The 12,399-nt window shown below is 72.7% G+C and carries 9 protein-coding genes; 6 read left to right on the top strand and 3 right to left on the bottom strand.

What is annotated here, in order from left to right:
• Positions 1 to 53: 53 nt before the first annotated feature.
• Positions 54 to 650 carry a DUF2165 domain-containing protein gene (locus HHL19_RS19540; RefSeq protein ID WP_169091387.1) on the top strand — a complete coding sequence of 199 codons (597 nt, stop codon included), beginning with the start codon at positions 54 to 56 and terminating at the stop codon, positions 648 to 650.
• A 29-nt stretch (positions 651 to 679) separates the two neighbouring features.
• Here the strand turns inward: HHL19_RS19540 and HHL19_RS19535 are convergent, their stop codons facing one another.
• From HHL19_RS19535 to HHL19_RS19525, 3 genes are all read right to left on the bottom strand, one after another.
• Complete coding sequence (locus HHL19_RS19535; RefSeq protein ID WP_169091385.1) at positions 680 to 2,827, bottom strand: glycoside hydrolase family 9 protein; 2,148 nt, start codon at positions 2,825 to 2,827, stop codon at positions 680 to 682.
• Positions 2,828 to 3,138: 311 nt separating this feature from the next.
• Positions 3,139 to 4,422 (bottom strand): glycoside hydrolase family 6 protein, encoded by a 1,284-nt coding sequence (locus tag HHL19_RS19530; protein ID WP_169091383.1) that lies wholly within the window; start codon positions 4,420 to 4,422, stop codon positions 3,139 to 3,141.
• A 155-nt stretch (positions 4,423 to 4,577) separates the two neighbouring features.
• Entirely contained in the window at positions 4,578 to 5,543 is a 966-nt protein-coding gene (locus HHL19_RS19525; RefSeq protein ID WP_169091381.1) for a glycoside hydrolase family 6 protein, read from the bottom strand.
• A gap of 354 nt (positions 5,544 to 5,897) precedes the next feature.
• On the opposite strand from HHL19_RS19525, the gene HHL19_RS19520 reads away from it, so the two are divergent.
• The 5 genes from HHL19_RS19520 (at position 5,898) to HHL19_RS19500 (ending at position 12,295) form a co-directional block, all read left to right on the top strand.
• Complete coding sequence (locus HHL19_RS19520) at positions 5,898 to 6,911, top strand: LacI family DNA-binding transcriptional regulator (protein ID WP_169091379.1); 1,014 nt, start codon at positions 5,898 to 5,900, stop codon at positions 6,909 to 6,911.
• A gap of 422 nt (positions 6,912 to 7,333) precedes the next feature.
• Entirely contained in the window at positions 7,334 to 8,644 is a 1,311-nt protein-coding gene (locus HHL19_RS19515) for an extracellular solute-binding protein (protein ID WP_169091377.1), read from the top strand.
• Positions 8,645 to 8,924: 280 nt separating this feature from the next.
• Positions 8,925 to 9,827, top strand: coding sequence for a sugar ABC transporter permease (locus HHL19_RS19510; protein WP_206324931.1), 903 nt, complete (start codon positions 8,925 to 8,927; stop codon positions 9,825 to 9,827).
• A gap of 13 nt (positions 9,828 to 9,840) precedes the next feature.
• Complete coding sequence (locus HHL19_RS19505; RefSeq protein WP_169091373.1) at positions 9,841 to 10,752, top strand: carbohydrate ABC transporter permease; 912 nt, start codon at positions 9,841 to 9,843, stop codon at positions 10,750 to 10,752.
• A 61-nt stretch (positions 10,753 to 10,813) separates the two neighbouring features.
• Positions 10,814 to 12,295, top strand: a complete 1,482-nt coding sequence (locus HHL19_RS19500; protein ID WP_169091371.1) for a GH1 family beta-glucosidase — start codon at positions 10,814 to 10,816, stop codon at positions 12,293 to 12,295.
• Positions 12,296 to 12,399 lie beyond the last annotated feature (104 nt).

Below are 12,399 nucleotides of genomic sequence, written 5' to 3'. Positions count from 1 at the left end.
AGACGGTACGACCCGGGGGCAGGCCCGGCGGTACGACGAGGGAGGACACTTCCATGGGACAGGTCCATCGGCCCACCGGCGGCGACTCCGGGGCCCGTTCCCCGGGAGCGGCCCCGGCCGCCCGGGGGAGCAGGCTGCTCCGGCTGGGCGCGCCGTCCGTCGCGGCGGCGGCGCTGACGGCGACCGTCGCGCTCTGCATGAGCCTGGTCGCCTTCGGGAACATCACGGACTTCGGGACCAACCAGCAGTTCGTCCGGCACGTCCTGAGCATGGACACCACGTTCAAGGACCCCGACCTGATGGGGCGGGCGATCGAATCGCCCGCCCTCCAGGACGCCGCGTACGTGGCCATCATCGTCTGGGAGACCGTGGCCGCGCTGGTCCTCCTCGCCGCCACCTGGTCGTGGATCACGGGACTGCGCCGCGACGCGTACGACCGCGCCCGAGCGGTGACCACCGTGGGGCTGGTGATGGTGCTGCTGCTCTTCGGGGTGGCATTCCTCGCGATCGGCGGCGAGTGGTTCGCGATGTGGCAGTCGTCCGACTGGAACGGGCTGGACGCCGCCGCCCGCTACATCGCGCTGGCCGCCTTCACCCTCCTCGTGGTGCACCTGCCCGGTGTCCGCGGGGAAGCTGCCGGACGGACCTGACGCCCGGGCGGACGAGGGGCCCGGGCCCGTCAGGCGCAGGTGCCGCCGTTGAGCGTGAAGGCCGTGGGGGAGGGGGCCGAGCCGGTGTGGGTCCCCTGGACTCCGAAGCTCACGGTCGCGCCGGGGGCGATCGTCCGGTTCCAGTCGGTGTTGCGGGCGCTGACGGCGGTGCCGCTCTGGGTGACGGTGGCGTTCCACGCGCTCGTGACGTTCTGGCCGCCCGGGTAGGACCAGGTCAGCTGCCAACCGTCCACGGCCGTCGGACCGGTGTTCCTGACGGTGACGTCCGCGGTGAAGCCGGTGCTCCAGACGTTGCTCACCGCGTACGTCACCGCGCAGGCGGCGGCGGGCGGTTCGCCGCCGGTGGAGGTCCGCTCGGCGGCGTAGGCGGCGAGCCAGGCCAGCGGGGCGTTCCAGTTGACCGCCACCTCGTTGGTCGAGTACGAGTCGATGTGGTCGACGTAGCAGGCCGCGGGGGCGCAGCCGCGCAGCCTCTCCTGGGCCACCGGGTCCTGGAGCGCGCTGTTGGGACCGCCCGCGAGCGAACCGGCCGGCGGGTGGGGCAGCGAGGCGTCCAACTGGTGTGCCCAGAAGCGGTGGTGCTGGTTCTGGGCGGACGTCTCGCCGTAGCCGGTCACGTACGAGACGCCGAGGGCGTTGCGCCCGAGGAGGTAGTCCATGGTCTCCAGGGCGCCGGCGCGGTAGCGGGCGTCGCCCGTCAGCTCCCCGGCGACCGCCATGACGACGGCGTCGTTGGCGACCTCGCCGTTCGATCCCCAGAAGTAGCCGTCCGCGGGGACGGGCACGGCGTACCCCTGGGCCGCCATCCTGGTCAGGTAGCCGTCGGCCGCGGCGGTCACCGAGGAGCGGATCCGGGCCGTGTCGGCGGCGGGCAGCCCGTTCGGGACGGTGGCCAGGACGAGCCGGCCGAGCGCGGCGGTGTCCGCCCAGCCGAAGCCGTACGGGCTGAAGGCGTCGGCGGAGGTGTGCCAGGACGAGGACGTGACCGCGTCCCGGTACGCGCTCTCGCCGGTGGTCGCGTACAGCTCGGCTGCGGCCCAGTAGAACTCGTCGGTGACCCTGGTGTCGCCGTAGGCGCCGCCGCCCGTGCTGTCCGAATCCGGCGCGTACAGGGCCGGGTTGGCCTGGGCAGCCGTCCAGGCCCGGCGGGCGGCCGACAGGCAGCGGTCGGCGTAGGCGGAGTCGTACGGCCGGTAGACCCGGGCGCACTGCGCGGCCGCCGCCGCCAGATTCAGGGTCGCGGCCGTGGACGGACGGTGCAGTTCGCGTGGCTGGGCGTCCTGTTCGGGGCGCAGCGGCATGCCGGTCCAGGCGGCGTCGTGGATCTTGTGGAACGCCATGCCCGCGTACGGCTTGCCGGCGGGCACCTGCATCCGCATGAGGAAGTCGAGCTCCCAACGCGCCTCGTCGAGGACGTCGGGCACGCCGTTGCCGCGCTCGGGGACGCGCAGGGTCGAGTCCCCCAACGCCGCCTCCTTGCCCGCCCGTTCGGCCCGCTCGAAGGAGTTGACGAGCAGCCAGGTGGAGAGGCCGCCGTTGACCACGTACTTGCCGTGGTCGCCGGCGTCGTACCAGCCGCCCCTGACGTCCTGGGTGTAGTCGCACACGCCGGCCTGGCAGGGGACGGAGACATCGCCCCTGTTGGGGGCGATGCCCAGGTGTCCGGCCGGGCGTGCGTAGGCGGAACCCACCAGGGAGGCGTCGATCGCGATGCCGCTGCGCTGGTGGTGGAAGAACGCCATCGAGTCGGAGCGCAGCGCGTCGTAGAGATCCGCGCGGATGTCGAAGGGGTCGCTGCTGCTGCCGTCCACGGTCAGGACGTATCCGGTGCCCGTCTCCCGGTGCGAGGAGAAGTCCGCCACCTGTGCGGACTGCCCGGAGGGGACGTCGGCGCCGCGCGGGACGGTCGAACCGGAGGCGACCACCGTCCCGGAGGCGTTCCTCAACTGCCAGGCGAGCGCCTGCGTCGCCGTGGTGACGACTGTGGCGCGCTTCGGCCCGTCGGGCAGGTAGCCGACCTGGTTGACGCGTACGGCCGTGGTCGCCGCCGCCGTCATGGCGGACGCGCCCGCGGCGGTCGGTGCGGCCGCGAGACCGCCGAGGAGGAGGGCGCCCGTGAGGAGCGCGGCGGACAGCGACGTCGTGCTGGGGGGCATGTGCGGCTCCTGCGGATGTCGTGGGGCGTCAGCGGGACGGAGCGGGGTGGCGCGGCGAGCCGGTGGAGAGCCGAGCTCTTCGGGAGGGCGGGTGTGGGAGCGCTCCCAAAGATTGCCGTGCCGAACCGAGGTCGACAGGCCGGGGATCTGGAGCGGAGATTAGTGACGCCCGGCGCCCGCCGTCAACGGTCGCGACAGCGGCGGTGAGAAGGCGGACGCGGGGTCCGCTCCCGGAGGGCGGGGCGGTACGACGGGTGCTCCGGTCCCGGGGGAGGGCCTTCCCGGGACCGGACGCGGGTGGGTATCGGGCGTCAGCGGTTGAAGGTCAGCCGCGGTGCCGCGTTGCGGGCCAGGGTGTGGGCCTGGTCGGGCCACCAGGTGCCGGCCGGCGGGTCGACGATGCCGTACTCCGGGTCGATCGTGCCGCCGGTGTTGCGCGTGCAGCTGCCGTCGGACTCGCCGGGGATCTTGATCCACAGGTAGGCGTCGACGAGCGCGACGCCGGTGGCGGCGGTCGGGCGCGGGCCGAGACCGCGGCCGGGCGCGTTGCACCAGATCTCCGGATCGCCGGTGTACTTGCCGGGCTCCGGGGCCCAGGCGCCCAGGCCGTTGCGGCTGGTGTCGATGACGAAGTGCCGCAGCGCGTCGGCCGGCGGGGTCCCCACGGCCTGGTCGAACCAGGCGTCGGTCCAGCGCCAGGTCGCGGGGTCGGCGGAGTCGACCGCGTTGCCCGGGGCGCCGTCGTTGGGCGCGGCCGCCGAGTAGTACTGGGTGGCGCACCAGTCGGTGTGGCCGCGGGCGTGCTCGGGGCCCTCGGTGGCGTACCACATGCACTCGGAGATCCAGGTGCCGTAGCGCGCGTTGTGGTCGGTGGGGTGGGTGTTGGACACGTTGAGGGCGAAGCCGTCGCTCTCCTGGACGCCCGCGTCGAGCAGCCGCCGCGCCATCTCGCCGACCGGCCGCCACAGGACGTTGCCCGCGTCGAGGTAGACGGCGGTGCGGGGCTTGGACTTGAGGGTCCTGACGGCGTAGGCGAGGTCGGCGACGCGGGTCGCCGTGAGCTCCCCGGTCGGGTCCACGTCCGGTCCGCAGTCGTTCGGGAGGAGCGCCAGGCCGTCGGGCTCGACCACGACCACGGCCTTGCCGTCGCCGATGCCGGCGGCGAAGGCGTCGATCCACTGCCGGTAGGCGGCGGAGGACGCGGCGCCGCCGCTCGAGTACTGCGAGCAGTCGCGGCCCGGGACGTTGTAGGCGACCAGGACGGGGGTGCGGTTCACCGCCCGGGCCTCGCGGACGAGGCTTCTCACCTTGGCCCGGACCTGGTCGGGCGTGCCCTCGGTGAACCACTCGGCCTGCGGCCAGCTCGCGAGCCTGGCCATGTTCACGGCGTTCGTGAAGTCGCCGTTCCCGAGATCGGTGAGCGCCTGCTTGGCGGCCTTGCTGTGCGGGTCCACGTAGAACCTGGTGGCCGGTGTGAGCGCGTCCGTGGCGGGTGCGGCGGCCTGTGCCTGTCCCTGTGTCGCGGTGAGGGCGGCGCAGGCGGCGAGTGCCGCGAGGGCGGCGGTCGCACGGCGCCGTAGGCTGCGTGGCTTCATGGGGGCTCCTGGTCGGAGGGGCGGGGGACGGGGGAGGCGCGGGGGAGGTGCGAGGGAGCGGGGAGGTGCGGGGAGGCGCGGGGGGCGGGGATGACGGTGGTGCCTGTGGCCCGGTCGTCGCGGGGCGGCGGAGTCCGGGCCACAGGAGTCGGACGTCAGTAGCCGTAGATCATCTTGTAGGCGACCTCCGGGAGGAACTGGCCGGCCGTGGAGCCGGTCCCGACGCCGCAGTTGCCGTCGGACTCGCCCGGGGCCTTGATCCACAGCAGCATCTCGGCGCCCCCGCCCAGCCGGGTGGGCGTGCCGATGCGGCGGCCGGCCGCGTTGCACCACTCGCCGTTGGAGCCGTTGCCGTTGCGGCTGGTGTCGACGACGAACGGCTTGGTGTAGCCGTAGCGGGCGGCCAGTTCGCTGTTGACGGCGTTGCCGTAGGCGGTGTTCTGGGAGGTGGTGTAGTAGTTCGAGATGTTGAGGGAGAAGCCGTGGGCCTGCCGGAGCCCGGCCTCGTGCAGCCGCTGGGCCATGGTCGCCGCGCTCACCCAGCCCGGGTTGCCGGCGTCGAGGTAGACCCAGGTGTTGGGGGCCTGGCGGTTGAACTCGGCGAGGGCGCCGCCGAGCATGCCCTGGCGTTCGCGGATCTGGGTCGGGTTCAGGCAGCCGTAGTCCGCGAGGGAGTCGGGTTCGAGGAGGACGACGGCCGGGCGGTTGGCGATCCCGCCGGCGAACTGCGCGATCCAGGTCGCGTAGGCGGAGGCCGACGAGGCTCCGCCTCCGGAGTGCCCACCGCACGAGTCGCGGAGGTAGATGTTGTACGCGACCAGGACGGGCAGCTTGTCGTGGTAGTCCGCCGCGCCGACGTACGCGCCCGTCGCGGTGCCGATCGTGCCGCTCCAGGAGCCGAACCAGCGGGCCATGGGCGTGTTGGCGAGGGACGTGTTGATCGCGGAGGCCCGGCCGTCGCCGGGGTTGGCGGCGACCCACTTCTTGGCGCTGGAGTCCGGGTCCACGTAGAACCCGCTGGTCATGGTGGTGGGGTCCGCCGCGTGGGCGGACGGGGCGACGGCGAGTGCCAACGGCAGCGCGGAGAGGGCTGCGACGAGGGCGCGGATTCGGCGGCGCATGGCTGTACCTCGGTTTCCTGACGGCGGACGCGTCGCGCGCTCTCGTCCCGAGCGGTGCGACGCACTGAGGAAGTGCGGTGGTACGAGGTCCCCGGTGTGGCGGTTGGGTTCACCCTGGAGGGACACCAGCACGCCTCGGACGTACGGGATCCTTGGAAGCGCTCCCATTGGAAGCGTTTCCAGTCTGCGGTCCTGAGGTCCGGGGCGTGGCCGTATCGTGTGTTCCGCTGATCGTCACTGTCAAGTGGCCTCGCGTAACCGGCACTTCACATGACGGCGATCAGGCTTTACAGTCCTGACACTGGAAGCGCTTCCAGCCTTCCAGGCGTTCAGGCCCTGACAGGAAGGCGGATCATGGCCGAAGATGTGCCGCGCCGGCAGTCGACCCTCGACGAGGTGGCCGAACTGGCCGGAGTCTCCAGGTCGGTGGCCTCGCGTGTGCTCAACAACGCCCCGCACGTCAGCCGCGCCAAACGCGAGGCGGTCGAACGGGCCGTCCACCGACTCGGATACGTGCCGAACCCGACCGCCCGGGCGCTGGCGACCCGGCAGACCGGCGCGGCGGCCCTGGTCGTCTCCGGGGAGGATCCGTCGATCTTCGCGGATCCGTTCTTCGCCCAGGTGATCGTGGGGGCCGCGGCGGCCCTGGAGGAGGCCGATCTGCATCTGATGCTGTGTCTGGCCGCCTCCGACCGGGGGCGCAGGCGCGTGGAGCAGCTGCTCCGGTCCAAGGGGGCCGACGGTGTGATGCTCATGGCGCTGCGCGAGGAGGATCCGCTGGCCCGCATGGCGCAGGAGGCGGAGATGCCCGTCGTGTTCGGCGGGCGGCCGGTCGGTTTAGACCCCGGGTGGTACGTGGACGTCGACAACGTCGGCGGAGCCCGCGCGGCGACCGAGCACCTGATCTCGCTCGGCCGGACCCGCGTCGCCACGATCTGCGGACGCCTCGACACCGAGGTGGGGCGCGCCCGCCACCGTGGCTACCGGGACGCGATGCTGGCGGCGGGCCTGGAGCCGTATCCGCCGCAGGCCGGTGACTTCACCGAGTCGAGCGGCGCGGAGGCCATGGCCGCGCTGCTGGCACGCCACCCCGACCTCGACGGGGTGTTCGCCGCCAGCGACAACATGGGGGCGGGGGCGCTGCGCGCCCTGCGCGGGGCAGGCCGGCGCGTCCCCGCCGACGTCGCCGTGATCGGCTTCGACGACCTGGCCGTGGCCCGGATCGCCGACCCGCCGCTGACCACGGTGCACCAGCCCATAGAGGGTCTCGGCCGTGAGATGGCGCGCATGCTCGTCGCGCTCATCAACGGACAGGCCCCCACTCCGCTGATCCTTCCCACACGCCTGATCCTCCGCGCCAGCGCCTGACGGGTCGCGCCGCGACGGGCCTTCCGGCCCGCCGCCTTCGCCCATCCGAGCTCCGCCGCCTTCGCCCGCCGCCCTCTGAGTCTCCGTCACCTCCGTCCGGCCGCCTTCGCCCATCCGAGTTCCGCGGCCTCCGTCCGCCGCCCTCCGAGTTCCGTCACCTCCGCCCGGCCCCGAGTCCCGCCGTGCGCTCATCCCCGCGCGGGCCCCCGTCCCCACCCCCGCCGACCGCCTTGACAGACCGTCAAGAGGGCGGCAGGGTTTCGTCGCCACCCTTTGGGAGCGCTCCCAAACCGGGATGCGGCCCCGCCACCGTGTGGCCTTCCCCCGGCCTTCGAAGGCCCCCTCTTCCCCGCCGACCACCGCCATCCGGGCGACCCGTCGGCGTACCCCTCGCCCCGCCCTTGACGCATCGAGGAGATGCCATGCCCCGCCCGACCGTGCAGCGTGCCCGTATCCGCTCCGTCGTCCTCGCCTCCGCCGCGACGACGCTCGCGCTCGCCCTCGCCGGCTGCTCGTCCTCCGGCAGCGGATCCGCCTCCGCCGACGGGAAGATCACCCTGACCGTCGGCACCTTCGGGACCTTCGGATACAAGGAGGCCGGCCTGTACGACGCGTACATGAAGCAGCACCCGGAGATCACCATCAAGGAGAACCCGACGACCGTCGAGGGCAACTACTGGACCGCGCTGCAGACCCGCCTGTCCGGCGGCGGCCTCGACGACGTCCAGGCCCTGGAGGTCGGCCGGATATCCCTCGCCACCTCCGAGGACCTCGCCGACGCCTTCGCCGACCTGTCCGACGCCCCCGGCGTCGAGAAGAAGAACTACCTGCCCTGGAAGTGGGACCAGGCCACCACCGGCGACGGCAGGACGATCGGTCTCGGCACCGACGTCGGCCCGATGGCCATCTGCTACCGCCAGGACCTGTTCAAGGCCGCGGGGCTGCCCTCCGACCCCGAGTCGGTCGGCAGGTTGTGGGCCGGCGACTGGGCGAAGTTCGTCGAGACGGGCAAGCGGTACCAGGCCAAGGCGCCCAAGGGCACGTACTTCATGGACAGCGCCACCGGCCTGTTCAACGCCGTCGTCTCCAGCAGTCCCGTCCAGTACTACAAGGACGGCAAGCTCGCCTACAAGGACTCGCCCAGCGTCAAGGCCGCCTGGGACCTGGCCGTCGAGGCCGTCCAGGGCAGGACCAGCCAGGGCCTGAAGATGTTCGACACCCCCTGGCAGACCGCGTTCTCCAAGTCCACCTTCGCCACCACGGTCTGCCCCTCCTGGCAGCAGGCGAACATCCAGCAGTTCTCCGGCGCCGGCAACAAGGGCAAGTGGAACATCGCCCAGCCCCCGGCCGCCGGAAACTGGGGCGGCTCCTTCCTGGCCGTGCCGGCCTCCGGCGAGCACGTGGACGAGGCGAAGAAGCTCGTCGCCTGGCTCACCGCGCCCGAGCAGCAGGTGAAGGTCTTCCAGAAGGTCGGCAACATCCCCGCCAACCAGGCCGCGTACGACCTGCCGGGCGTCGTCGACTACAAGAACGCCTACATCGGCCCCGACGCCGCCACCGGACGGATCTTCTCCACCGCCGCCAAGGCCATCCGGCCCGCCGAGACGGGCCCGCACGCCCAGGACCTGACGGGCGCGTTCGGTACGGGCGTCCAGCTCATGGAGCAGAACGGCAAGAGCCCGCAGGAGGCGTGGGACGCCACGGTGCGCGAGATCGACAGCACCATCCAGTAACCGTCCTCGCTGACCTGCCTGACCTGCCTGACTTGCCTGACTTGCCTGACCTGCCTGACCTGCCTCACCCGCCTCCCCCCGGCCGTCGTCGCGGGGGAGGGGGCTGCCGGCCACTGGGGAGCCGGCCGCCCCCACCCCGTACCGACGCGCACGGCCGTGACCACCGAAGGAACCGCCCGTGGCCTCCACGACCGCACCCAGCCGCAACGGCCCCGCAGGCCGGCAGCCCACCCCGCCGCCCCCGTCCCGCCCCGCCCGGGCCCCGGCCTGGCGCAGCCGCCTGCACCGCTGGGACACCAAGGGCACGCCGTACGCCCTCGTCGCCCCCTTCTTCCTCGTCTTCGCCGCCTTCGGCCTCTTCCCGCTGCTCTACACGGGATGGCTCTCCTTCCACCGGGTGAGCCTGTACAACGTCGACCGCGCCGAATGGGTCGGCCTGCGCAACTACGCGGACCTGTTCACCGGCCAGGTCAGCCACTACTTCTGGAACGCGCTCCTCAACACCTTCACCCTCGGCGTCCTCTCCACCGTCCCGCAGCTCCTGATGGCGCTGGGCCTCGCCCACCTGCTCAACTACCGGTTGCGCGCCCGCGGGTTCCTGCGTACGGCGCTCCTCGCCCCGTACGCGACCTCGGTCGCCGCCGCGACCCTCGTCTTCGCCCTGATCTTCAGCCCCGAGGGCGGCATGGCCAACTGGTTCCTCGGCCTGTTCGGCGCCGGGCCCGTGCACTGGGAGGCCGGCCGCTGGAGCTCGCAGTTCGCGATCTCCGTGATCGTCACCTGGCGCTGGACCGGCTACAACGCCCTGATCTACCTCGCCGCCATGCAGGCCGTGCCGCGCGAACTGTACGAGGCCGCCGCCCTGGACGGCGCCAACCGCTGGCAGCAGTTCCTGCACGTCACGATCCCCGCACTGCGGCCGACGATCCTCTTCACGGTGATCGTCTCGACCATCGGCGCCACCCAACTCTTCGGCGAGCCCTACCTGTTCGGCGGCCAGAGTGGCTACCAGGGCGGCACCGACCACCAGTACGAGACCCTCGGCATCCTCATGTACGACCAGGGCTTCCACTCCAGCATGCTCGGGCGCGCCAGCGCGGTCGCCTGGATCATGTTCGGCCTGCTGCTGCTCATCGGGCTCGTCAACGCGCTGATCACCCGCCGCCTGCGTGCCTCCCAGTGACGTGGAGTACCCCATGACCACCACCGCTCCCGCATCCGACCACCACCCTCACCGGACGGCGACGCGACCGTCCGCCCGTGCCGACCGGGCCGGCGGCCAGCACCGTGCCGGGCGACTCGCGCACGTCGTCCTCGGACTCGCGGCCCTGGCCTCGCTGTTCCCGCTGTACTGGACGTTGGTCGCCGCCTCCACCGACAGCCACGCGGTGGTCTCCAGCCCGCCGCCGCTGCTGCCCGGCGGCAACCTCTTCGAGAACCTGACGTACGTCTGGCACAACGCCGGCGGGCGCGGCATGGGCGTCGCCCTGCTCAACTCCACGCTCGTGGCCGGCGCCGTCACGGTCAGCACGGTGACCTTCTCCGTGCTCGCGGGCTTCGCCTTCGCCAAACTCCGCTTCCGCGGCAAGAAGGTGATGCTCGGCCTGGTCCTGTCCACCCTCGCCGTGCCCGCGCAGCTCAGCGTCGTACCCCTGTTCATCCTGACCAGGAACCTGGGGCTCGCCAACCACCTCGGGGCGCTGATCCTGCCCGTGCTGGTCACCGCCTTCGGCGTCTTCTTCATGCGCCAGTTCCTCTCGCAGGCCCTGCCCACGGAACTCCTGGAGGCCGCCCGGGTCGACGGCGCCAACTCGCTGCGCGTGATCTGGCACGTCGTCTTCCCCGTCGCCCGCCCGGCGATGGCCGTCCTGGGCATGCTGACCTTCGTCCAGTCCTGGAACGACTTCCTCTGGCCGATCATCGTCATGAACGGCTCCACCAACCCGACCGTCCAGGTCGCCCTCGCCGGGCTCGGCACCGGCTGGTCGACCGACTGGTCCGTCATCACCGCCGGAGCGCTCATGGGCACCCTGCCGCTCCTGCTGGTCTTCGCCCTCTTCGGCCGGCACATCGTCGGCGGCATCACCCAGGGCGCCGTCAAGGGCTGACCCCGCGCCACTCACTCCTCCTCCTCTTCCACGAACTCCTCCGCCAAAGGGAGACCCCACCATGTCCGCAACCCCTGTCACCGCCCCCGTCACGGCTCCCGCCTCCGCGGCCGTCGACCGGCTGCGGTTCCCGCCCGGCTTCCTGTGGGGCGCGGCCACCGCCGCGTACCAGATCGAGGGCGCCGTCGCCGAGGACGGCCGGGCCCCCTCCATCTGGGACACCTTCTCCCACACCCCCGGCAAGGTCGCCAACGGCGACACCGGTGACCTCGCCTGCGACCACTACCACCGCTACCGCACCGACGTCACCCTGATGTCCCACCTCGGCCTCCAGGCCTACCGCTTCTCCCTCGCCTGGCCGCGCATCCAGCCCGGCGGCCGGGGCCCCGCCAACGCCGCCGGCCTCGACTTCTACAGCCGGCTCGTCGACGAACTCCTCGACGCCGGCGTCCAGCCCGTCGCCACCCTGTACCACTGGGACCTGCCCCAGGCGCTGGAGACCGGAGACACGAGCGGCTCCGCCGCGGGGGGCGGCTGGGCGGTACGCGAGACCGCCGAACGCTTCGGGGAGTACGCGGCCCTGGCCGCCGACGTCCTGGGCGACCGGGTCGCCCTGTGGACCACGCTCAACGAGCCCTGGTGCTCCGCCTTCCTCGGCTACGGCTCCGGAGTCCACGCGCCCGGCCGCACCGACCCCGCCCTCGCGCTGCGCGCGGCCCACCACCTCAACCTCGGCCACGGTCGCGCCACCGCCGCCCTGCGCGCGGCCCTGCCCTCCCACGCCCGGGTCACGGTCTCCCTCAACCTCCACCACGTCCGCCCGCTCACCACGGATCCCGCCGACCTCGACGCGGCCCGCCGCATCGACGCCGTCGCCAACCGCGTCTTCACCGGCCCGATGCTCTCCGGCGGATACCCGGACGACCTCCTCGCCGACACCGCCCACGTCGTCGACTGGGACACCCTCGTCAGGCCCGGGGACGAGGCCGCCATCGGCGCCCCCATCGACCTCCTGGGCATCAACTACTACACGCCCGCCGTCGTCTCCGCCCCCGGGTCCGGAACGGCCGCGGCCGACCACGCCCACGGCGAGAGCGACCACTCGCCGTGGCCCGGCTCCGAGGACGTCCGGTTCCACCGCCCGCCCGGCGCGACGACCGACATGGGCTGGGCCATCGACCCCACCGGCCTCTACGACCTCCTGACGGCCGTCTCCCGCGCCCACCCCGGCCTCCCGCTGGCGGTCACCGAGAACGGCGCGGCCTTCCCCGACGTCCCCGCCGCCGACGGCCGGATCCACGACCACGACCGGATCGACTACCTCCACCAGCACCTCGCGGCCGTCCACCGGGCCATCGCCGACGGGGCGGACGTACGCGGCTACTTCCTCTGGTCCCTCCTCGACAACTTCGAGTGGGCCTACGGATACGAGAAGCGCTTCGGCGCCGTCCACGTCGACTACGCCACCCAGCTGCGCACCCCGAAGCGCAGCGCCCGCTGGTACGCCGAGGCCATCGCCGCGAACGCGATCCCGGGGCTCTGAGCCGCTGGGCCGTGTCTTCCGGATCATGCCGGGCTCGCGGCGCCCGGCACCGCGCCTCGCCGCGTTGCCGTCGGTCGCCGATGTCCCCCCCGGCTACCGCCGGG

This window comes from Streptomyces sp. R302 (assembly GCF_012927245.1).
In the GTDB taxonomy this organism is placed as follows: domain Bacteria; phylum Actinomycetota; class Actinomycetes; order Streptomycetales; family Streptomycetaceae; genus Streptomyces.
The sequence above is the reverse complement of the archived record's forward strand: the minus strand, read 5'-3'. Positions and strand labels throughout refer to the sequence as shown.

Excerpts from the sequence above, each read along its gene's own strand:
- HHL19_RS19525 (WP_169091381.1), bottom strand. The coding sequence starts at position 5,543 with ATGCGCCGCCGAATCCGCGCCCTCGTCGCAGCCCTCTCCGCGCTGCCG.
- HHL19_RS19500 (WP_169091371.1), top strand. The coding sequence starts at position 10,814 with ATGTCCGCAACCCCTGTCACCGCCCCCGTCACGGCTCCCGCCTCCGCG.
- HHL19_RS19505 (WP_169091373.1), top strand. The coding sequence starts at position 9,841 with ATGACCACCACCGCTCCCGCATCCGACCACCACCCTCACCGGACGGCG.
- HHL19_RS19520 (WP_169091379.1), top strand. The coding sequence starts at position 5,898 with ATGGCCGAAGATGTGCCGCGCCGGCAGTCGACCCTCGACGAGGTGGCC.
- HHL19_RS19535 (WP_169091385.1), bottom strand. The coding sequence starts at position 2,827 with ATGCCCCCCAGCACGACGTCGCTGTCCGCCGCGCTCCTCACGGGCGCC.
- HHL19_RS19515 (WP_169091377.1), top strand. The coding sequence starts at position 7,334 with ATGCCCCGCCCGACCGTGCAGCGTGCCCGTATCCGCTCCGTCGTCCTC.
- HHL19_RS19540 (WP_169091387.1), top strand. The coding sequence starts at position 54 with ATGGGACAGGTCCATCGGCCCACCGGCGGCGACTCCGGGGCCCGTTCC.
- HHL19_RS19530 (WP_169091383.1), bottom strand. The coding sequence starts at position 4,422 with ATGAAGCCACGCAGCCTACGGCGCCGTGCGACCGCCGCCCTCGCGGCA.